Origin of the sequence: Tatumella saanichensis (genome assembly GCF_000439375.1) — a bacterium.
GTDB lineage: Bacteria > Pseudomonadota > Gammaproteobacteria > Enterobacterales > Enterobacteriaceae > Tatumella > Tatumella saanichensis.
On the sequence record NZ_ATMI01000031.1, the window covers coordinates 122,732 to 143,648 of the forward strand.

Consider the following 20,917-nt stretch of genomic DNA (forward strand, 5'->3'; position numbering starts at 1 on the left):
ATTCGGCGCAGCTATTTAGAATCCCAACGTGTAATTATTCGCAGATATTATCTGGAAGCCTTTTTACAATGTAAACCTTATTTCACAGAACCAGTTATTCTCTGAGAGGCAACTATACAGTGCAGATTGCCAAGAATTTAAGCTTACAGATTTCTTTCCAGCTGCAGTCTCTGACAAATAATTTTTTAGCTCATCACTTCCACTTTTATCGTGAACTATCTTTGCAATATATTCAATGCTTGCTAGCTCTTCAGCAGCATGTGAAGCATAAAGAGCACCTAATCTAAACGCTTTGAAGTGATACTTCATGCGTTCGGTAAGGACTGGCGGGCAAGTATTAGGTGGATCTACATAAAACTCAATCGCTACAGGAATGGACTCCCTTATTTTTGCTTTCACCCAGACAAACTGCTCTACATCATCGTAATATGGATGTAAAGTTTCCTCTTCAGAGCACGTCGGAATTCCTTCGTTCTTAGTTTTATTACAGTCTTGACATGCGGGAATAAGATTGAAAGGAGAAACGGCTAAGGATGGGAAATGTGCTTTTGGCAAGTGATGATCTAATGTTGAGACCACTCTTTGAGAACAAAGGGGACACCTACCATGATCTGGAAGTGACATTAATCTGTCATAGTAGATACGCCCCGGCGCTAATTTTTTAGCCATTCTATTTGTATACACAGACTTCATTTCGTTAACTGTTACCATAGTAGCAACATTGTCTTTGGGGAAAATTGTATGTAGTTGTGCATTTGATGCTTTCAAGTCAAATTCAACAGCGGAATCTTGTATTTCTTGAGAGCAAGCTATAAGTCTCATTTTCAAATTATCATCACGAATTCTATCAATGCAGGCTGTAAATACGTCTAACGCACTATCATTTGGCTTTGAAAGCTTTTTCATGATTGATTTCTCTTAATTGAAAATAAAGCTCGTAAAATACCCTTGGCTTCAACCCCGAGTTGTCCCTTGAAATTGTCTACTGCTGAATCATAATTATCAAGCTTATTTACAGCCTCGTTAAGAAGATTATGGAACCCAGAGTCAGTATTTTCTAGTCCAAAAATCTCCCTAGTGAGTATTCCCACATTCTCACCAAATGACTCTATTTCTAACCTCTCCACTTTAGAAAGATAGCCACTACGCCATAACTTCCAAGTACAACTTCGAGGGACTTCTTGAAGAACAACAGGAGAATGAGTAGCTATTATAGAAACTGCATTCCTATTGGTTAACAAGTCAGAGAGAGACCTTATAAAAGCTGACAACAATGGTGGGTGGAGATGCGCCTCTGGTTCATCTAAAAAAACTAAACTTCTTTCTTCCATTGTCTCAACAAGCCTAGTGATGGTTAGCAATACAATCTTATGCCCTGAACTCAAATTTTTAAATATTTCTCCAGCTATATATTTAAACTCATCTTCGTCTTGCTTATTTAATATTGAGGCCACATTAACATCAGAAAATACTGGATCCGACTCCAGTTTATCCACTGCTCTTTTCCAGCGTTCAACCCTCCCTCCAGCCTTACAAGAAAGCATACTTTTTACAAATTCATTTTTTAATATTATAGGGCTTTTGGGTGGAAGGTTTTTCTCATCACCTTTTTTTACTCTTTTAAGACCTACATATGAAAACTGAATTCCAGTTGATTTATTTTTTTTCTCTGGTAATGGTTCTGTTTCATCAAAAGCACTAAAAGTAACTGATACTACGTTAGAGAAAAGCTCACCAGCCAGTTGATCTTTTGATGAAAACTCACCAACTTTTGATGGGGTAGAAGTTTCATCAATCAATGAACTGATCATATTATTCATTAAATGCGTTTTCCCAACACCATTTCTTCCAATTAGCACATGAATGTTTGTTGGAGGGTTACTTTCTGGCACAACTTCAAAGCTTAAATCAATTCTGTCAGAGACTGTGCCCTTCATCACCGGTGACTTATATGAAAATGAGTATTTTGATAGCCGAGCACCACCTTTTGCAAGTCGACGGAACTGACCCTTGATTGATGTATAACTGACAGTTCGAAGAAGAGAAATGCTAGTCACTCGTTCATTAATTGCTTTTTCATAGATATCTTCATTGAGAGCAATGTCATTAAGAGATGATAATATTTCATTTCTAATATTCCCCCCAAGGTCATTCAACACTTCATAAAAACTGTCATCTTGACCTACGGAGAAGAAATTCTCATCGAGCTTTTCGAAATCTTCTGGAATACTTGGCCTGCTTTGACCCCGGGTCATATTAAACTGGCCTATTTTAGTAGAGCCGATAACATTTTTTTCGTTATTTGAGTTGATATAAACCAATGTATACATTGTGGAGAATTCAAACCAGTCATCCCAACTGTCAGTGATTAAATAGGCGCAGTTAGCTTTGTCAATCGGGGACGCACTTCCCGCAGGCAGCACTTTAAATTTCATCTTCAGCTCAATCATTATAGTTAATTTAAAATACCTCTAAATGCTCAGAGTGTTTTAATATGTGTATTCCCAGCGAACTTCACCACGAGTAGTTAGCGAGGGCTTTGATTTTATCTTTTATATTCATAAAGTATTAGCATTGAATACAACTGTACCCAAGTAACTTTAAGGTGCAGGATGGTGGTACTCAAAAAAAGTTACCCTTAATGTTGCTTTTGGCTCAAGTTCCTGCAACTTGAAGTGCCATGGGTATATCAAAATTAATAATAATCATCATATGATGGTTCTAAACTCTCCTCAAGGGTTAATGTTAGAATAGAGCGGATAATCGTATGTAAATCTCAGTATCCCTCTTATCACATACCTGCCCCCCCCCACCCCAAAAATACTCCTCAACCCCATCCCTCACACAGCCCTCCTACAGCCCCCTCTCCACCCGATGTGTCACCCCCCTTCCCCTAAAAATCAGCCCCTTACTCACCCTATAAGTGAAATACAGTTAAATACAGTTAAATACTTTTGGAAAAATTTTGGGGAAAGCGGTTCTAAATTTCCCATATATTTCATTGAGTTAAAAAGATAAAGTGAAACAGTTTTGGGGAATTTTTGGGGAACGGGGTGACAGGCAAAAAAAACACGGGTCCATCTCTGAACCCGTGCTTAAGTATTACGATGCGGGGGGATTACATGTGGCTGATGATCGCGTCACCGAATTCTGAGGATTTCAGCAGTTTAGCGCCGTCCATCAGACGTTCGAAGTCATAGGTCACGGTTTTAGCGGCGATAGCCCCTTCCATTCCCTTAATGATTAAGTCAGCGGCTTCGGTCCAGCCGAGGTGGCGCAGCATCATTTCTGCTGAGAGGATCACTGAGCCTGGGTTGACTTTGTCTTGGCCCGCGTATTTTGGTGCGGTACCGTGGGTAGCTTCAAACAGTGCGCATTCGTCACCGATGTTTGCGCCCGGAGCAATACCGATACCGCCCACCTGTGCTGCCAGGGCATCAGAGATATAGTCACCGTTAAGGTTCATACAGGCAATAACGTCGTATTCGGCAGGACGCAGCAGGATCTGTTGCAGGAAGGCATCAGCAATGACATCTTTAACGATAATCTGTTTGCCGGTGTTCGGGTTTTTAAAGCTCATCCACGGGCCACCATCCAGCAACTCACCACCGAACTCTTCTTTCACTAACTGATAGCCCCAGTCTTTGAAAGCGCCTTCGGTGAATTTCATGATGTTACCTTTATGCACCAGGGTCAGAGAGTCACGGTCATTGGCAATGGTGTATTCTACCGCTGCACGGACCAGACGCTTAGTTCCTTCTTCGGAACACGGTTTGACACCGATACCACACTGCTCTGGGAAACGGATTTTCTTAACACCCATCTCTTCACGCAGAAAGTTAATCACTTTGTCCGCTTCGGCACTGCCGGCTTTCCACTCGATACCTGCATAGATATCTTCGGAATTTTCACGGAAGATCACCATATCGGTATCTTCAGGGCGCTTTAATGGGCTTGGCGTGCCACGGTAGTAGCGTACCGGACGCAGGCATACATACAAATCTAGTTGCTGGCGCAGTGCCACGTTCAATGAACGAATACCACCACCTACCGGGGTCGTCAGTGGACCTTTAATGGCGACGCGATACTCTTTGATCAGATCCAGGGTTTCCTTAGGTAACCAGACATCTTGCCCGTAAAGTTCAACCGATTTTTCACCGGTATAAATTTCCATCCAAGAGACTTTACGTTTGCCCTGATAGGCCTTTTCTACGGCAGCATCAACGACTTTCAACATTACAGGCGATACATCAACACCGATACCGTCACCCTCAATATAAGGGATCACCGGGTTATTGGGGACAACGAGTTTTCCCTGATCCAGAGTGATCTTTTGACCTTCCGTCGGAACAACAACTTTGCTTTCCATCAACCTCTCCTTCGAGCGATTTTTATGTTAATGATTTGTAAGATGCCGGATCATACTACTTGAATATGCCTGCAATAGCTTGCAAAAAAAAACGAGCAGTCTGCCTGATTCGGATAACACACAAGCTAAGAGTATTACCGCAATTTTCCTTCGGTGATAAGCATTTTATTTGGAGTGTGCGGAATAATTTTAGCCGTGCGGCTAAGTCGAGTCGATAAAATGACGAAATGTAAGTGCTCGTAAAGTAAACAATTATTTTAGAGAACGCCGTCAGGCGGCACTTTGGCCGCTGTTGGTGTGCCCCGCTTCAGGTTATACTTCTGTGAAGTCCATCAAAGTTAAAAGTTATGCATAATCGATCCCGAACTCGACGTCCTTCTTCACGCCCAGCGACCTCTCCGGCCAACAATGGGCCAGCACGGGTGATACTGTTTAATAAGCCGTTCGATGTGTTGCCGCAGTTTACCGATGAGGGGGGGCGTCAGACCTTAAAAGCGTTTATTCCTGTGCCCGGCGTCTATGCTGCCGGTCGCTTAGATCGTGACAGTGAAGGGCTACTGTTGCTCACCAATAACGGTAAATTGCAGGCCAAGCTGACACAGCCGGGTAAACGCACGCCTAAAATTTATTTTGTCCAAGTAGAAGGCGAACCCAGGGATGAGGATCTGCAACGGCTGCGTGATGGCGTCACATTAAAAGATGGGCCGACATTGCCGGCGGGTGTTGAGCACGTCGAAGAACCAAATTGGTTGTGGCCACGTCAGCCGCCAGTGCGCGAACGTAAAACTATCCCTACTTGCTGGCTGAAGATCACAGTGTATGAAGGTCGTAACCGCCAGGTGCGGCGGATGACAGCGTTTATCGGTTATCCCACCCTACGGCTTATTCGATATGCTATCGGCGACTATTCGTTAGAGGGATTACCACAAGGTCAATGGCGAGATGTGCCACCGCCAGGCAACCGCTAAACCATAGCCACGGGGCGTTAAGGAGCCATTATGTTTCATCCGAATATTACTGTCGCCTGCTTGGTGCAGGCTGAAGGCAGATTACTGGTGGTTGAGGAGTGGGTGAACGGCCTACCGACCCTTAATCAACCGGCCGGTCATCTGGAGGCCGGAGAAACGCTGCTTCAGGCGGCCCAACGAGAGCTGTACGAAGAGACCGGTATTCAGGCAATACCCGAGTATTTTCTCGGAGTGCACCAGTGGATAGCCCCAGATAAAACGCCGTTTATTCGCTTTCTGTTCGGACTGGACCTCTCCTTTTGTGCGCTCGCCACTCCCCTAGACGCTGATATTAGCGGCTGTCACTGGTTATCCCCAGATGAGGTGCTAGGCGCGAACCATCTACGTTCGCCGCTGGTCGCCGAAAGTGTCCGCTGTTGGCAGCAGGGCCAGCGTTACCCGCTAAGCCTGGTCAACGCCTTCAATTGGCCCGCCAGTGGGGATGCGTAAACCCAGGCAGCGTGATAGGATATGTCGCCGGTTTTCTTTAAATGTGTCTTGTGTGAGTAGGTCATGTCTGACAAAAGTCAAAAAAAAGTAATCGTCGGTATGTCCGGCGGCGTTGATTCTTCCGTTTCTGCTTGGCTGCTGATGCAGCAGGGCTACCAGGTCGAAGGCCTGTTTATGAAAAACTGGGAAGAGGATGACGGTGAAGAGTACTGCACCGCAGCCGAAGATTTGGCTGACGCACAAGCCGTTTGCGACAAACTGGGCATCAAACTGCATAAAATTAACTTTGCTGCCGAGTACTGGGATAATGTCTTTGAGCATTTTCTCGAAGAGTACAAAGCCGGACGCACTCCTAACCCGGATATTCTGTGCAACAAAGAAATTAAATTTAAAGCCTTTTTGGAATTTGCTGCTGAAGATCTGGGTGCGGATCTGATTGCCACCGGCCACTATGTCCGTCGCCAAGATAAAGACGGCAAAAGCCTGCTGCTGCGCGGCTTGGACAGCAATAAAGATCAAAGCTATTTCTTGTACGCCCTTAGCCACCAGCAGATAGCTCAAAGTCTGTTCCCGGTCGGCGAGTTGGAAAAACCGGAAGTGCGCCGCATCGCTAAAGAGCTGGACTTGGTCACCGCCCGTAAAAAAGATTCTACCGGTATTTGCTTTATCGGTGAGCGCAAATTCCGTGATTTCCTTGGCCGCTATCTGCCTGCACAGCCAGGGATCATCGAAAGCACTGACGGCCAGGTTCTCGGTGAACATCAGGGTCTGATGTATCACACCTTGGGCCAGCGTAAAGGTCTGGGTATCGGTGGGCTTAAAGACAGCAACGATAACCCCTGGTATGTGGTGGATAAAGACGTCGCCAATAATCGTCTGATCGTCGCTCAAGGTGCCGAACATCCTCGACTGATGTCAGTGGGACTGGTCGCCCGTCAGCTGGATTGGGTGGATCGCCAGCCGATCACCGAACCTCTACGCTGTACGGTAAAAACCCGTTATCGCCAGACGGATATCCCCTGTCAGATCATCCCGCTGTCTGCAGATACCATCGAAGTACGCTTTGACGAGCCAGTGGCCGCGGTCACGCCAGGACAGTCAGCGGTGTTCTACCAAGGTGAAGTTTGCCTCGGTGGCGGCGTGATCGAGCAGCGCCTACCCTTACCTACAGCCTAAGAGACCGGGATCACGGTGGCTAAAAATAACTATGATATCACCCTGGCACTGGCCGGGGTCTGCCAGGCAGCCCATTTGGCTCAACAACTGGCCCATCAGGGACATTGCCCACAACCGGTGTTTGAGGTGTCGCTGCGCAGTCTGCTTGATCTTAATCCACCGAATACCCTGGCGGTATTTGGCCAAAAGGAAGAGAATCTGCGCTTCGGGCTAGAATCACTGATTGCAGTGTTGCATAACCCATCCCGCCAAGGGGCCGGTGCCGATATTACCCGCTATACCCTAAGCCTGCTGATGTTAGAACGTAAGCTTGCGAAAAACCGCAAGGCGATGGCAGAACTGACCGATCGGATCGCCAAATTAGATCGTCAGTTACAGTTTTACGGACTGGGATCTGAAACTATTACCGCGGCAATAGCCGGCATTTACGTTGATGTTATCAGCCCTGTGGGGCCGCGTATCCAAGTGACCGGCTCTTCTGCAGTGCTACAAAACCCGCAGGTGCAGAGTAAAGTCCGCGCGGCACTGTTATGCGGTATCCGCTCGGCCGTGCTGTGGCAACAGGTCGGTGGAAGCCGCCTGCAACTGATGTTCAGTCGCTCACGCATCGTCGATGAAGCGAAAACTATTTTATCCCGTTTGTCGCCCGGTGTTTAACGGCGACAGCCTTACTGCTTTTATAATGATTCAGGAGTTGCACTGATGGAATTATCCGCACTGACCGCCGTTTCCCCTGTTGATGGACGTTACGGGGACAAAGTCAGCCCGCTGCGTGCGATTTTCAGTGAGTTTGGTTTACTGAAATTTCGTGTACAGGTTGAAGTTCGCTGGTTACAAAAACTGGCATCAACCGCAGAAATCAAGGAAGTTCCTGCATTTGACGCCGACGCAAACGCTTTCCTTGATAAAATCGTCGCTGAATTCAGCGAAGAAGATGCCGCACGCATCAAAACCATTGAGCGCACCACTAACCATGATGTGAAAGCAGTTGAATATTTCTTAAAAGAGAAAGTGGCTGCTGTCCCTGCCCTGCACGCGGTCTCTGAGTTTATTCACTTTGCCTGCACCTCCGAAGATATCAATAACCTGTCTCACGCCTTGATGCTGGAAACTGCACGTCGTGAAGTGATCCTGCCTTACTGGAATCAGCTGACTCAGGCTATCGAAGGCCTGGCAACGGAGTATCGCGACCTGCCATTACTGTCTCGTACCCACGGTCAGCCAGCCTCCCCGTCGACGATGGGTAAAGAGATGGCTAACGTCGCCTACCGTATGCGCCGCCAGATCCGTCAACTGGAACAGGTTGAAGTGTTAGGTAAAATCAACGGTGCCGTAGGTAACTATAACGCTCACCTGTCGGCCTACCCGGAAGTGGATTGGCATCAGCTGAGTGAAGCCTTTGTGACTTCACTGGGTATTCAGTGGAACCCGTACACTACGCAGATCGAGCCACACGACTATATCGCTGAATTGTTCGACTGTGTTGCCCGTTTCAATACTATCCTTATCGACTTTGACCGAGATATCTGGGGTTATGTTGCACTGAACCACTTTAAGCAGAAAACCATTGCCGGTGAAATCGGCTCCTCTACCATGCCGCACAAAGTGAACCCGATTGACTTTGAAAACTCTGAAGGCAACCTCGGCCTGTCTAATGCTGTGTTGCAACACTTGGCCGCTAAACTGCCGGTGTCTCGCTGGCAGCGTGACCTGACCGATTCGACGGTACTGCGTAACCTAGGTGTAGGTATCGGTTATGCCGTGATTGCCTATCAGTCTACCCTGAAAGGTATCTCCAAGCTGGAAGTAAATGCGGACCGTTTGCTGGAGGAACTCGATCGCAACTGGGAAGTGCTGGCCGAGCCAGTACAAACGGTGATGCGCCGTTACGGTATTGAGAAGCCTTACGAGAAACTGAAAGAGCTGACCCGTGGCCGTCGTGTCGATGCCAAAGGGATGCAAGAGTTTATCGATGGCTTGGATTTGCCTGAAGCAGAAAAAACCCGCCTGAAAGCCATGACCCCGGCCAACTATATCGGCCACGCGGCTAAACTGGTTGATGACCTGAAGTAATTTTTCTCCCCACAGGTCGGAAATCCCGGCCTGTGTTCATCCCCCGTTGAATTGATTTCACGTATACTGACCGCAGAATATCTGTCTGTGGAGTTAGGGTTATGCGTGTGCTGGTTATCGAAGACAATGCCTTATTACGTCACCATTTAACGGTGCAGTTACGGGATATGGGCCATCAAGTTGATGCTGCCGAAGATGCCCGTGAGGCCGATTACTTTCTCAGTGAACACGACCCTGATGTCGCCCTGATCGATCTCGGCTTACCGGGAGAAGATGGTATGGCCCTGATCCGTCGCTGGCGTAGCCATGCTGTTAAGCAGCCAATCCTAGTACTGACTGCCCGTGAAGGCTGGCAAGCCAAGGTCGAGGCGCTGGAGGCCGGTGCCGATGACTATGTCACCAAACCTTTTCATATTGAAGAAGTGGCGGCCCGTTTACAGGCATTGATGCGCCGTAATAGTGGCCATGCCTCGCAAACCATCGATATTGGCCCGTTCAGTGTCGATCTTTCGCGCAAAGAACTAACGGTTAATCAACAGCCGGTCAGGCTGACAGTATTCGAATATACCATTGTCGAAACCCTGATCCGTAACGCCAGTAAAGTGGTGAGTAAAGAGTCGCTGATGCTGCAACTCTATCCGGATGCCGAATTGCGAGAAAGTCATACTATCGATGTACTGATGGGACGTCTGCGTAAAAAAATTCAGCAATTATATGATGCAGAAGTAATTATCACGGTCCGTGGTCAGGGTTACCGGTTTGACTGCCGATAATTCACGCCGCCCATTTTTACGTGGCCCGATGTCACTGCGCGGCCGTTTTCTGTTAGCCGCTTCGGTGTTGGTGCTGTTTCTGTCGCTGTCATACGGTGGTGTCGCGGTGATCGGCTATGCTATCGGCTTCGATAACAACACCTATCGCGTGCTGCGTGGCGAAAGTAACCTGTTTTTCACCCTCGCCCAGTGGCAGGACAACAAACTAACTATTGCCGAGCCAGAGCGTATCAAGCTCAACTTCCCGACGCTGGTGTTTATCTACGATGAACACGGTCGTCTGCTGTGGCAACAGCGGGATGTGCCAGAAATTCGCTCCCGCATCCGCCCCGGCTGGCTAATGAAAAATGACTTCTATGAAATAGACACCAGTAACCGTATCAGCCAAGAGGCGATAGGCAATAACCGCGAAGCACAACGTAAAATTAGGGAATTGGACAGCGACGATACCTTTACCCACTCGGTAGCCGTCAGCCGCTATGATGCCACGCCGACCCTGCCCGCCCTGACTATCGTCGTGGTGGACTCGATCCCGCAGGAATTGCAGCACAGTGATGTGGTGTGGATGTGGTTTAGCTATGTGCTGGCCGCCAACCTGCTACTGGTGATCCCATTACTCTGGCTAGCGGCCCGTTGGAGCTTGAAACCGATTGGTCACTTGGCCTCGCAAATACACCAGTTGGAGACCAACCAGCGTGACAGTCTCGATCCGACGCCACCGCAGGAGCTGCGCAGTCTAGTGCGAAACCTTAACCTGTTGTTGAATAATGAACGTCAGCGCGGTATTCGTTCGCACAACACTCTCTCCGACCTGACCCATAGCCTGAAAACCCCGCTGGCGGTGTTACAGAGTACCTTGCGCTCATTACGAGGTGCCTCCGCCACCCGTTTTGAGGAGGCTGAACCGGTGATGTTGGAGCAGATCAGTCGTATCTCCCAGCAGATCGGCTACTACCTGCACCGCGCCAGTCTGCAGGCGGATCACAACCCGCTGCAACGGGATCTGCACTCCGTACCGGCACTGTCGGACAGCCTCTGCTCGGCACTGAATAAAGTTTACCACCTGAAAGGGGTTGATCTACGGCTGGACATTTCACCGGAGATCACCTTCTGCGGTGATCAGAATGACTTTATGGAAGTGATGGGCAACGTGCTGGATAACGCCTGTAAATATTGCCTAGAGTTTATCGAGATCACCGCGCGGCAAACGGATCATGCCTTGCATCTGTATATTGATGATGACGGCCCTGGGATCCCCGACAGTAAACGTGATTTGATTTTCCAGCGCGGTCAGCGGGCGGATACCCTGCGCCCCGGCCAGGGGATCGGCCTGGCGGTCGCACGGGAGATCGTCGATCGGTATCAAGGTGAAATCATTATCGGTGCCAGCCATTTGGGTGGGACGCGGATGGAAGTGATTTTTCGCGAGCAGCAACTTTAAATTGCTCAGACGTGAGGCGCTACAGACTGATATACTGGCGCCATCATTTGCGTACTACCGAAGGTGTCTATGGACTATCAGCTTTCCCTCAACTGGCCGGAGTTTCTGGCCACTTACTGGCAGAAAAAGCCGCTGGTGATCAAACAGGGTTTTCTCGGCTTTACTGACCCGATCACCCCGGATGAACTGGCCGGTCTGGCGATGGAGAATGAAACCGACAGCCGCCTGGTCAGTCAGCAACAGGATAAATGGCAGGTCAGCCACGGACCCTTCGAGAGTTTTGATCACCTTGGCGAAACTCACTGGTCGTTGCTAGTGCAGGCCGTTGACCATTGGCATGCTCCCTCTGCCGCACTGATGCAGCCATTCCGTGCCCTATCAGACTGGCGTATGGATGACCTAATGGTTTCCTTCTCGGTGCCGGGCGGCGGTGTCGGCCCGCACCTCGATCAGTATGATGTATTCATTATTCAAGGTAGTGGTCGTCGTCGCTGGCGGGTCGGCAACAATCTGCCGGTAAAACAGCATTGCCCGCATCCAGATCTGCTACAGGTCGAGCCGTTTGAGGCGATCATTGATGAAGTGCTGGAGCCTGGCGATATCCTCTATATTCCGCCAGGGTTCCCGCATGAAGGATATTCGTTGGAAAATACCCTTAACTATTCAGTGGGGTTCCGTGCACCATCCGGTAAAGAGCTGCTTAGTAGCTTTGCCGACTATATGCTGGCCAACGAGCTAGGTACCCATCGTTATGCCGATCCGGACCTGCCATTGCGCCAACAGCCATCACAGATCCTGCCCCAAGAGACCGATCGTATTCGCGGCATGATGCTTTCGCTTATCCAAGAACCGGCATCGTTTAATCAGTGGTTCGGTGAATTTATCTCTCAATCACGCCACGAACTGGATGTCGCCCCGCCGGAACCCCCTTATCAGCCGGAGGAAATCCTCGATGCACTGCGTGAAGGTGCACCGCTAAACCGCCTCGGAGGCCTACGGGTGCTGCAGTGTGGTGACGCCGTGTTTATTAATGGCGAAAGTTTTAGCTCCGCTTGGCCGCAGGCCTTATTGGCCTTAGCCAATAACAGTGAACTGTCAGCGGATGATTTTGGTGATGCCCTGCAAGACCCCGCGTTCCTCAGTCAACTGACCGGTTTGGTCAACAGTGGCTACTGGTACTTCGCCGACGAAGAGTAACTCACCGTGCTGCCGCCTACTAACCTGGGCGGCACATTGTATAAGCTGCCCCTACTTGCCCCACACGCAGCCTTAAAGCTGACCTTTACACCACCCGGGTTACCGAACTTTGGCCCATCGCCAACGTCGCTAGGGCAATCACCACCTCGACACTTTGCGCCATCACTTGTAGTGAGACAAATTCTTCGTTAGACGGAGCATTGAACGCACCGGTAAACAGGCGTGGACAAGGTAAGCCCTGCAGGTGAGACATTGTCTCTGCTGGCTGGGGATTTAGCGCCGCCAAAGGTCGGCTGATGCCACATTGCCGCAAAGCTTCCTCTGCCAATGCGGCCAATAGTGGCTGAGCAGCCAATTGATCCCGCATATTAAGGCCGATTTGTCTCAATCCGACGTTGACGCTGACCCGCTGCGGATAACGCTGCTGCATCTGGTCGGCAATCTGTTGCAATAGATGCTGACGCTGCACAAATTTTTGGTCATCAACATCACACAACTGATAGTGCAGTTCGGCACGAGTCTGACTACTTTTCATCGACTGAAGATGCCAGAACCCCTGCTGCCCATCGAGGAGGCCGGATTTCTGTTTTAGCGGCAGTGCTTGATGAAATTCCCAAGCCAGTTCACAGGCGTTGTGTTTGGCAATGTCTTGACCCACCGCCCGCGCCTGGCTGCTGATTTTAATCCGAGCCTCGGCAGCGTTAACACTTTCGACCATCACACCCCACTGGTCACTGCCCTGCAATAGATAGCTGAGGTCGGCTCCAAACCCCTGAAGATCAAAGGCACCTTCTCTGGTTTGGACATCGCTGAGAAAAGCCAGCCGCAACGGGCCATGGGGTCGAGAGATGAGGGTCTGCAAGGCGGTCAGAAGTACCGCAAGCCCAGCGTTGCTATCCACGCCAAGGGGCACTTCACCATCGGTGGTCAATAGTCCATGCCCATGCAACTGATGCAGCACCGGCACTTCTACCGGCGACAACACCCGTTCTCCCCGTCCAAGGGCAATGTCGCCGCCACGGTAGTTTTCTACCAACTGTGGATGCCGTGTAGGACCGCGATCACCTCTGCTGTCCAAGACGGCAATTAGCCCGACGATGGGTGCTTCACCTTGGTTATTAGCCTTCAGGGTCGCGGTCAAGTTGCCATATTGGTCCGTGAGAATGGCCGTGCATCCCAACGCCGTTAATTCTTCGGTGAGACAAGCTAGCCGTTGTTTATGCGATCCGATCTGCAGATACTCTAAAAATCTTTCAGTTAACGGTTCCATCTGACGCTCCTTAGTCAACACCTGACCATTATTGCCCTGCCTGGCAGGGCAGATCTTGTTCGAGGTCATAAAGCTGTCCAGTGAGACGCACAGCATCCCAGAAATACTCGGCAGTGAGTGCAACCGCAGAAATTCCGGAAGACTCGGTAAAGCACGGCTGTTTCTCTGGCAATCAGAGATAATTCAGGTATCATCCCGCGCTTACTTGTAGCACGCCGCCAGCGGTGGCGTTGCTATTCGGCCCTCATTTCAACTGAGTGACTAAAATGACGCAAACACGCGCGCAACAAGCGCTGGTTACGCTTTCTGGCATCAGTAAAGCTTTTGACGGTAAGTCGGTGATCGCTGACTTCGACCTGACCATCGGTAACGGCGAGTTTATTACTCTGCTGGGCCCTTCTGGCTGTGGTAAAACCACCATTCTGCGGTTAATCGCCGGTCTTGAGACCGCCGACCAGGGTACCCTCACCCTGGATAATGAGGACATCACTCAGCTGCCGGCAGAAAAACGCCATATCAATACTGTCTTCCAGAGTTACGCGCTGTTTCCGCACATGAGTGTGTTTGATAACGTGGCGTTTGGTCTTCGTATGCAGAAGACCCCAGCCGCCGAGATCACACCGCGGGTGAATGAAGCCTTAGCGATGGTGCGTTTACAGGATTTCGCTGACCGCCGCCCTTCTCAATTGTCTGGCGGGCAACAGCAACGGGTGGCTATCGCTCGGGCGGTGGTTAATCGTCCACGGGTATTGTTGCTCGATGAATCACTGTCGGCACTGGACTACAAGTTGCGTAAGCAAATGCAAAATGAGTTGAAGGCACTGCAACGCAAATTGGGGATCACCTTTATCTTTGTCACCCACGACCAAGAAGAAGCGCTGACCATGTCTGACCGTATCGTGGTACTGCGCGACGGTAAGATCGAACAAGACGGTTCCCCGCGGGCCATCTACGAAGACCCCGCTAACCTGTTTGTGGCTCGCTTTATCGGCGAGATAAACCTGTTTGATGCGGTAGTCACCGCCTGCGGTGAAACAGGTGATACCCAAGTGATGATCCGCGGTCGTCACTACCAAGTACAGTGTCCGTTCCCGGTCAACGTCGGCGATGCCGTGCATGTGCTGCTCCGTCCGGAAGACTTGCGTATTGACGAAGCGGCCAGTGAAGATGGTGCTCAAGGGCTGACCGGCTACATCCGCGAACGTAACTACAAGGGCAGTACCTTGGAGTCGGTGGTGGAGTTGGACGACGGTCAGACGGTTACCGTGAGTGAATTCTTCAATGAGGATGATCCCGATTTCGATTATCTACTAAATCAGAAAGTGACCGTAAGCTGGGTCGATCACTGGGAGGTTGTACTGCCCTATGAAGCTGATGCGTAACCGCTTCCAGACCCTGGTGGTCGGAGTGATCACCGCCTGGCTGGTATTATTTGTGCTGGCACCCAACCTGCTGATCATCGCCGCCAGTGTTCTGACGCGCGATGATAATCACTTTATTCGTGCGGTCTTTACCCTGAATAATTATCATCGGCTGACAGACCCGCTGTATATCGATGTGCTGCTGCATTCGTTGAATATGGCGTTTATTGCCACCGTCGCCTGCCTTTTGCTCGGCTACCCGTTTGCCTGGGGACTCAGCAGCCTACCGGCGCGATGTCGGCCAATTATGCTGTTTTTGTTGATCCTGCCCTTCTGGACGAACTCGCTGATCCGCATCTACGCGCTGAAAATCTTCCTCAGTGTCCGCGGCTGGCTGAACAGTGGATTATTATGGGCGGGCATTATCGACCATCCACTGAGGATCATGTATACCCCGCAAGCGGTGATCCTCGGATTGGTGTATATTTTGCTGCCTTTTATGGTGATGCCGCTTTACTCCAGTTTAGAAAAGCTGGATAAACCTTGCTTGGAGGCGGCACGGGATTTGGGAGCGGGTCGTTTACAAACCTTTATGCGGATTATTTTGCCGCTGACCATGCCCGGTATCATTGCCGGTTCGTTACTGGTGTTTATCCCCGCCATGGGAATGTTCTATGTCTCTGACTTGATGGGTGGTGCAAAAAATCTGCTGATCGGTAATGTGATCAAAACCCAGTTCCTGACGTTGCGTGACTGGCCATTTGGCGCGGCAACCAGCGTGATTATGACCATGCTGATGGGCCTGATGCTACTGCTCTACTGGCGCTCGGCTCGGGTGATGAATAAGAAAATAATAGGGATCGGCCGCTGACGCTGATAATATAAGCGGGCTTGTGGTAGCCAGGGTTGACCACAACCCGCTTAAGCGTGGAGGACGGAAACCTCTTTCCGTCGCATAATCACAGGGAGTGATCCTATGCCATGCACGCACAATCCCAGCCACTACCAGTCCTTAGCCCTGCGCCTGAGTGACCGGTGGCAACGTCAGATTATCCAGCGCTTTTTCTGGCGCTGTCCGGCGCTGCCGGTCCGTTTAAACTTTTATCGCCAACATCTCTCCCCCCGCCATCTGGATATCTGCCCCGGTAACGGTTTCTATCCAAAGCACTGTATGACTGTCCGTCAGCTTAGTCTGCTGGATACTGATCCACTGCGACTACAACTGGCGCGGCGTTCCATTGGTCCGGCGCGCATCGATCAGCTGATTGAACATGACCTCCGTCAGCCGCTACCGGCTGCACTACATCAACGATTTGAGTCCGTGTCACTGTTTGATGTGCTGCATCAGTTGCCGACGGATCATGAGGGCGTCATCAGGCTGCTAACGGATGTCAGCCGCCTCTTGACCTCACACGGCGGGATCTATGGTACCCTTATCAGTCCCGACCCAGCAGATCACCGGTTTGCAGGTCGCTGGCTACTGGATAGGCAGAAACGGCGTGGGCGCTTTAGCTCTTTCTGCCCCACCGAGGCACAGCTTGCTGAACAGTTGAAGCGGTTATTCCAGCAGGTGACCCTGACCCGCTGCGGTGGCGTCATTCTGTTTTCAGCCGCTTGTCCTTGGGCTTGTGAGCGTACCGACCGGTAGCCTCCAGCAAAGGGGGGCCGCTCTTACCGCGTCAGATTCGTGCTTTGCGCTAAAATCATGTAGAATGCGCGGCCTTATTCCACAGATGCACTGTATCAAGGCAGGTGAGGCAAATACACGAGTGGTCAACAATATCTTACTATCCGGGCACTGCGCCCAACGTCAACCGGCACCTGATTTTCTACGGGGGGCGCTGACATGCTAATTCGTTGGTTACGCAATGGCTTTATGTCGGTGATCTATGCCTGGTTTTACATTCCCATCGGCATTCTTGTCATCAATTCCTTTAACCAGTCACGTTTTGGTATTGAGTGGCAGGGCTGGACCACCCGCTGGTATCATATTCTGCTGAATAACGACAGCCTGCTACAGGCCGCCCAACATTCGTTATTACTTGGGGTGATCTCCGCCACCTGTGCCACCCTGCTCGGCAGTCTCACCGCCGTCGCACTCTACCATTATCGTTTCCGCGGTAAACCACTAGTCAATGGCATGCTGTTCGTGGTGATGATGTCGCCGGATATTGTGATGGCCATTTCCATGCTAGTACTGTTTATGCTGCTGGGGATTTCTCTGGGCTTCTGGACGCTGCTGATCGCCCACATCACTTTCTGTCTGCCATTTGTGGTGATCACCGTGTTCTCGCGGTTACAGGGCTTCGATCTGCGTATGCTAGAAGCGGCCAAAGACCTGGGAGCCAATGAACTGACGACCCTGCGGCGTATCATCGTGCCGCTGGCGTTACCGGCTATCGCCGCTGGCTGGCTACTGAGCTTTACCCTGTCGATGGATGATGTGGTGGTGTCCTCGTTTGTCACCGGACCGACTTTTGAGATCCTGCCATTGAAAATCTATTCGATGGTCAAAGTCGGTGTTTCACCGGAAGTGAATGCCTTAGCCACATTGCTTCTCTGCTTATCGCTGGTTATGGTTGCCTGCAGCCAATGGCTGACTCGTGAAAAAAAATAATTATCCCCGGAGCCTGTAATGAAAAAATTGTCCTTACTTCTGGTGGCGCTGACCACAGCATTTAGCCTTTCTACGGCCCAGGCCGATGACAGTAAAACGCTGTATTTCTACAACTGGACCGAGTATGTGCCCGACGGGCTGCTGGAGCAGTTTACCAAAGAGACCGGTATCAAAGTCATTTACTCAACCTATGAGTCGAATGAGAGCATGTATGCCAAGCTGAAAACCTGGAAAGACGGTGCCTACGATCTGGTGGTGCCTTCTTCCTACTACGTGGCAAAAATGCGTAAAGAGGGGATGCTGGCGAAAATTGATAAGTCACAGTTGCCCAACTTCAAAAATCTTGATCCGGCGCTGCTGAATAAACCCTTCGACCCAAATAATGACTATTCGATCCCTTATATCTGGGGCGCGACGGCAATTGGGGTTAATACCGATGCCATTGACCCAAAAACTGTGACCAGTTGGGCGGATCTGTGGAACCCGAAATACCGACAAAGCCTGCTACTGACTGATGATGCCCGAGAAGTCTTCCAGATAGCCCTGCGCAAACTGGGTTACTCCGGCAATACTCAAGATCCGAAGCAGATTGAAGCCGCCTATCAGCAGTTACGTCAACTGATGCCGAATGTCTTGGCGTTTAACTCGGATAACCCGGGTAATCCTTTTATGGAAGGGGAAGTCAATCTGGGCATGATCTGGAACGGCTCCGCCTATGTTGCCCGCCAAGCAGGCACGCCTTTACAGATGATTTGGCCGAAGGAAGGCGGTATTTTCTGGATGGATAACCTGTCGATCCCTGCCAACGCTAAAAACAAAGCCGGAGCCCTTAAACTGATAAACTTCCTGCTGCGTCCAGATATTGCCGCACAGGTCGCGAAGACCATCGGTTATCCGACCCCTAATTTAGCAGCCCGTAAATTACTACCGCCAGCAATGGCTAATGACCCGTCCCTTTACCCACCCGCTAGTGTATTACAGGCCGGTGAGTGGCAGGATGATGTCGGTGATGCCAGCCGTCTTTACGAGACCCTGTATCAGAAACTGAAAGCTGGCGAGTAATCGCCCCTATCAGTCTAGCCCCCCTGAATGCCAGCGTTTAGGGGGGCATTTTTTTGGGTGCTAAGGGGTCGCTAGGCATTAAGCGGGGAAAATCAGCAAGGTAACAGCGGCCAACAAAACGTGACCAGAGCAAAGACCCGGCGGCTCGCGCCGGGTCGATGGGTTAACGGGCCAGAGAAGCCAATAAACCACTGACAAAGGCGGGGACCACTTCACTGGCAAGGCCGTAGTGATGTTCGGCAAACTCGCTGTTTACCTCACTAGGGGCCAGATTTAGCTCTACGGTATGAGCACCGTGAAGACGGGCTTCTTGGACGAATCCGGCAGCCGGATAGACATGCCCTGAAGTGCCAATGGCGATAAACAGGTTAGCGTCGGCAATCGCCTCGTTGATGGTTTCCATGCCCAACGGCATTTCACCAAACCAGACGATATGCGGTCGCAGGCGGGAAGGAAACTGGCAGCAGGTACAGCGGTCCAGCTCCCCGACATCGCCGCTCCAGCTAATTTCCTGCCCGCTATTTTCACAACGGACTTTCAGCAATTCACCGTGCATGTGCAGCACCCGCTGGCTGCCCGCACGTTCGTGCAAGTTATCAACATTCTGGGTGACCAGCAGCAGGTTGTCCCCCAGCTTGGATTCAAGCTGGGCAAGCGCCAGGTGAGCCGTATTCGGCGCAACCTCAGCTGAAGCCAGATGCTGACGTCGCTGATTATAGAATTGCTGTACTCGCTGTGGATTGCGGCGGAAACCTTCAGGGGTCGCCACCTCTTCAATCTTATGGTCTTCCCACAACCCATCTTCGGCACGAAAAGTACGGATCCCGGACTCCGCGGAGATACCGGCACCGGTCAATACCACGACTTTGGGTAACCGGCCCATAACCTGACGCTGTTGCCGCCACTCAGATTCGAAGATCGACTGCCGGTGGCGCATATGTCTTTTACGGTTCTGCTTTCGAAAACGGGCAATCCGGACACGGCGTCGCGGTGTTCGCATAACAATTCCTCTGCTACTGATGTACTGAAAACGGTCAGGCTCGGCCAAAAAGTGCCTGTTTCTGGCCTCTGCGGATCCTGCGGGCAGACCATTGCCCTAGCTTAGTATCAGGGCAATGTCTGCCAAGGATAGCAGTTTTCAACGGTTGCAAAAACCACCTGACGGTGGCATTGGACAGTAAGTCAGCATCGCTTCGAGGAAAATCACGGCAGAAAGCGCCCGTGAGAGACCCCGCCTCATGACAGGCCAGGCAGGGTTTTCAATGCTTAATGCGATATCATGGGGTGGGGTTAGGCTTTTTCGGCAGTTGCCGTAGAGGATTTCTGCCCTGGGCGGTAGTCATTGCCGATACTTTCACCGAAAGGTCCGGTATTAAAACGGATCTCGCCATTGTCCGACTGTTTATCTAGGTTGAGCAATGGCATCACCAACTCCGCAAAGCGGTGTGACTCTTCCAAATGTGGGTAACCGGACAAGATAAACTGGGAAATCCCCAATGCCTGATATTCACGGATCCGCTCAGCTACTTGCTCTGGGCTACCCACCAGTGCTGTACCCGCTCCGCCACGCACCAGTCCCACTCCGGCCCATAGGTTCGGAGAAATGTAGAGGTTGTCACGAGAACCCTGATTAAGTTCACGCATCCGCGCCTGTCCCGTTGAGTCCATCCGTGAAAAAATAGTTTGTGCCGCAGCAATGGTTTCATCGGTCACATGAGAAATCAGCTTATCTGCGGCATCACGCGCCTCTTGCTCAGTTTCACGGACAATCACATGAAAACGGATACCAAAATTTAACTCACGACCGCGCGCCTGTGCCCGTGCTCTGACTTCTGCCAGTTTTTCCGCCACCTGGGCTGGGGGTTCGCCCCAAGTCAGATAGGTATCTACATGCTCAGCGGCGACGTCGATGGCCGGTTCAGAAGACCCCCCAAAATAGAGCTGTGGACCTCCCGGTTGCACTGGACGGAACAGCAGTTCCGCCCCTTCAACACGGATATGTTCGCCCTGATAATCGACTGTTTCCCCTTTGAGCAGGCGGTTATAGACACTCAAAAACTCATTGGTTACCTGATAGCGCTGGCTGTGGTCGAGATAGATACCATCTCCTTTGTTCTCTAG

Annotated in this window: 19 protein-coding genes; 13 read left to right on the forward strand and 6 right to left on the reverse strand. The window is 50.7% G+C overall.

The genetic code is table 11. The features are described 5' to 3' along the window. Positions 1-63 precede the first annotated feature (63 nt). The 3 genes from DW47_RS0109510 to icd form a co-directional block, all read right to left on the reverse strand. Entirely contained in the window at positions 64-906 is an 843-nt protein-coding gene (locus DW47_RS0109510; RefSeq protein ID WP_029686201.1) for an HNH endonuclease, read from the reverse strand. Further along, positions 903-2,435: an AAA family ATPase gene (locus DW47_RS0109515; RefSeq protein WP_029686202.1), complete on the reverse strand. Its 1,533-nt coding sequence runs from the start codon at positions 2,433-2,435 to the stop codon at positions 903-905. The genes DW47_RS0109510 and DW47_RS0109515 overlap by 4 nt, the downstream gene beginning before the upstream one ends. A 683-nt stretch (positions 2,436-3,118) precedes the next feature. After that, entirely contained in the window at positions 3,119-4,369 is a 1,251-nt protein-coding gene (icd, locus tag DW47_RS0109520; RefSeq protein ID WP_029686203.1) for an NADP-dependent isocitrate dehydrogenase, read from the reverse strand. A gap of 347 nt (positions 4,370-4,716) precedes the next feature. Here icd and rluE point away from each other — a divergent pair, with 347 nt between their 5' ends. From rluE to DW47_RS0109560, 8 genes are all read left to right on the forward strand, one after another. Continuing rightward, a complete protein-coding gene (gene rluE, locus DW47_RS0109525; RefSeq protein ID WP_051150889.1) occupies positions 4,717-5,337 on the forward strand; it encodes a 23S rRNA pseudouridine(2457) synthase RluE in 621 nt (206 codons plus the stop codon). Between the two features lie 30 nt (positions 5,338-5,367). Next, the gene (locus DW47_RS0109530) at positions 5,368-5,826 is read left to right on the forward strand and encodes an NUDIX domain-containing protein (protein ID WP_029686205.1); all 459 of its coding nucleotides are present in this window, start codon (positions 5,368-5,370) and stop codon (positions 5,824-5,826) included. A 63-nt stretch (positions 5,827-5,889) separates the two neighbouring features. Continuing rightward, on the forward strand, positions 5,890-7,002 hold the full coding sequence (gene mnmA / locus DW47_RS0109535; RefSeq protein WP_029686206.1) for a tRNA 2-thiouridine(34) synthase MnmA: 1,113 nt from the start codon (positions 5,890-5,892) through the stop codon (positions 7,000-7,002). A 15-nt stretch (positions 7,003-7,017) separates the two neighbouring features. Next, positions 7,018-7,659 carry a high frequency lysogenization protein HflD gene (gene hflD, locus DW47_RS0109540; RefSeq protein ID WP_029686207.1) on the forward strand — a complete coding sequence of 214 codons (642 nt, stop codon included), beginning with the start codon at positions 7,018-7,020 and terminating at the stop codon, positions 7,657-7,659. Positions 7,660-7,704: 45 nt separating this feature from the next. Beyond that, a complete protein-coding gene (gene purB / locus DW47_RS0109545; protein ID WP_029686208.1) occupies positions 7,705-9,075 on the forward strand; it encodes an adenylosuccinate lyase in 1,371 nt (456 codons plus the stop codon). A 101-nt stretch (positions 9,076-9,176) separates the two neighbouring features. After that, complete coding sequence (gene phoP / locus DW47_RS0109550) at positions 9,177-9,848, forward strand: two-component system response regulator PhoP (protein ID WP_029686210.1); 672 nt, start codon at positions 9,177-9,179, stop codon at positions 9,846-9,848. Between the two features lie 28 nt (positions 9,849-9,876). Beyond that, a complete protein-coding gene (gene phoQ, locus DW47_RS0109555) occupies positions 9,877-11,289 on the forward strand; it encodes a two-component system sensor histidine kinase PhoQ (protein ID WP_029686212.1) in 1,413 nt (470 codons plus the stop codon). Between the two features lie 69 nt (positions 11,290-11,358). Beyond that, positions 11,359-12,486 (forward strand): ribosomal protein uL16 3-hydroxylase, encoded by a 1,128-nt coding sequence (locus tag DW47_RS0109560; RefSeq protein ID WP_029686214.1) that lies wholly within the window; start codon positions 11,359-11,361, stop codon positions 12,484-12,486. Between the two features lie 85 nt (positions 12,487-12,571). Here DW47_RS0109560 and pepT read toward each other — a convergent pair whose 3' ends face one another. Continuing rightward, positions 12,572-13,756 (reverse strand): tripeptide aminopeptidase PepT, encoded by a 1,185-nt coding sequence (pepT, locus tag DW47_RS0109565; RefSeq protein ID WP_029686216.1) that lies wholly within the window; start codon positions 13,754-13,756, stop codon positions 12,572-12,574. A 266-nt stretch (positions 13,757-14,022) separates the two neighbouring features. On the opposite strand from pepT, the gene potA reads away from it, so the two are divergent. The 5 genes from potA (at position 14,023) to potD (ending at position 18,796) form a co-directional block, all read left to right on the forward strand. Then, on the forward strand, positions 14,023-15,138 hold the full coding sequence (gene potA / locus DW47_RS0109570) for a spermidine/putrescine ABC transporter ATP-binding protein PotA (RefSeq protein ID WP_029686217.1): 1,116 nt from the start codon (positions 14,023-14,025) through the stop codon (positions 15,136-15,138). After that, entirely contained in the window at positions 15,122-15,988 is an 867-nt protein-coding gene (gene potB / locus DW47_RS0109575) for a spermidine/putrescine ABC transporter permease PotB (RefSeq protein WP_029686218.1), read from the forward strand. The genes potA and potB overlap by 17 nt, the downstream gene beginning before the upstream one ends. A 105-nt stretch (positions 15,989-16,093) precedes the next feature. After that, on the forward strand, positions 16,094-16,765 hold the full coding sequence (locus DW47_RS16635; protein WP_051150891.1) for a hypothetical protein: 672 nt from the start codon (positions 16,094-16,096) through the stop codon (positions 16,763-16,765). Between the two features lie 198 nt (positions 16,766-16,963). Then, complete coding sequence (gene potC / locus DW47_RS0109585) at positions 16,964-17,734, forward strand: spermidine/putrescine ABC transporter permease PotC (RefSeq protein ID WP_029686220.1); 771 nt, start codon at positions 16,964-16,966, stop codon at positions 17,732-17,734. Between the two features lie 18 nt (positions 17,735-17,752). Next, complete coding sequence (potD, locus tag DW47_RS0109590) at positions 17,753-18,796, forward strand: spermidine/putrescine ABC transporter substrate-binding protein PotD (RefSeq protein ID WP_029686221.1); 1,044 nt, start codon at positions 17,753-17,755, stop codon at positions 18,794-18,796. 163 nt (positions 18,797-18,959) lie between these two features. Here the strand turns inward: potD and cobB are convergent, their stop codons facing one another. Then, on the reverse strand, positions 18,960-19,796 hold the full coding sequence (gene cobB, locus DW47_RS0109595; RefSeq protein WP_029686223.1) for a Sir2 family NAD+-dependent deacetylase: 837 nt from the start codon (positions 19,794-19,796) through the stop codon (positions 18,960-18,962). 290 nt (positions 19,797-20,086) lie between these two features. After that, on the reverse strand, positions 20,087-20,917 hold an 831-nt coding region (locus DW47_RS0109600; RefSeq protein WP_029686224.1), incomplete at its 5' end, for an LLM class flavin-dependent oxidoreductase.

Excerpts from the sequence above, each read along its gene's own strand:
- phoP (WP_029686210.1), top strand. The coding sequence starts at position 9,177 with ATGCGTGTGCTGGTTATCGAAGACAATGCCTTATTACGTCACCATTTA.
- DW47_RS0109515 (WP_029686202.1), bottom strand. The coding sequence starts at position 2,435 with ATGAAATTTAAAGTGCTGCCTGCGGGAAGTGCGTCCCCGATTGACAAA.
- icd (WP_029686203.1), bottom strand. The coding sequence starts at position 4,369 with ATGGAAAGCAAAGTTGTTGTTCCGACGGAAGGTCAAAAGATCACTCTG.
- phoQ (WP_029686212.1), top strand. The coding sequence starts at position 9,877 with ATGTCACTGCGCGGCCGTTTTCTGTTAGCCGCTTCGGTGTTGGTGCTG.
- potD (WP_029686221.1), top strand. The coding sequence starts at position 17,753 with ATGAAAAAATTGTCCTTACTTCTGGTGGCGCTGACCACAGCATTTAGC.
- DW47_RS0109510 (WP_029686201.1), bottom strand. The coding sequence starts at position 906 with ATGAAAAAGCTTTCAAAGCCAAATGATAGTGCGTTAGACGTATTTACA.
- potB (WP_029686218.1), top strand. The coding sequence starts at position 15,122 with ATGAAGCTGATGCGTAACCGCTTCCAGACCCTGGTGGTCGGAGTGATC.
- DW47_RS0109530 (WP_029686205.1), top strand. The coding sequence starts at position 5,368 with ATGTTTCATCCGAATATTACTGTCGCCTGCTTGGTGCAGGCTGAAGGC.
- rluE (WP_051150889.1), top strand. The coding sequence starts at position 4,717 with ATGCATAATCGATCCCGAACTCGACGTCCTTCTTCACGCCCAGCGACC.
- purB (WP_029686208.1), top strand. The coding sequence starts at position 7,705 with ATGGAATTATCCGCACTGACCGCCGTTTCCCCTGTTGATGGACGTTAC.
- potA (WP_029686217.1), top strand. The coding sequence starts at position 14,023 with ATGACGCAAACACGCGCGCAACAAGCGCTGGTTACGCTTTCTGGCATC.
- DW47_RS16635 (WP_051150891.1), top strand. The coding sequence starts at position 16,094 with ATGCCATGCACGCACAATCCCAGCCACTACCAGTCCTTAGCCCTGCGC.
- DW47_RS0109560 (WP_029686214.1), top strand. The coding sequence starts at position 11,359 with ATGGACTATCAGCTTTCCCTCAACTGGCCGGAGTTTCTGGCCACTTAC.
- cobB (WP_029686223.1), bottom strand. The coding sequence starts at position 19,796 with ATGCGAACACCGCGACGCCGTGTCCGGATTGCCCGTTTTCGAAAGCAG.
- potC (WP_029686220.1), top strand. The coding sequence starts at position 16,964 with ATGCTAATTCGTTGGTTACGCAATGGCTTTATGTCGGTGATCTATGCC.
- mnmA (WP_029686206.1), top strand. The coding sequence starts at position 5,890 with ATGTCTGACAAAAGTCAAAAAAAAGTAATCGTCGGTATGTCCGGCGGC.
- pepT (WP_029686216.1), bottom strand. The coding sequence starts at position 13,756 with ATGGAACCGTTAACTGAAAGATTTTTAGAGTATCTGCAGATCGGATCG.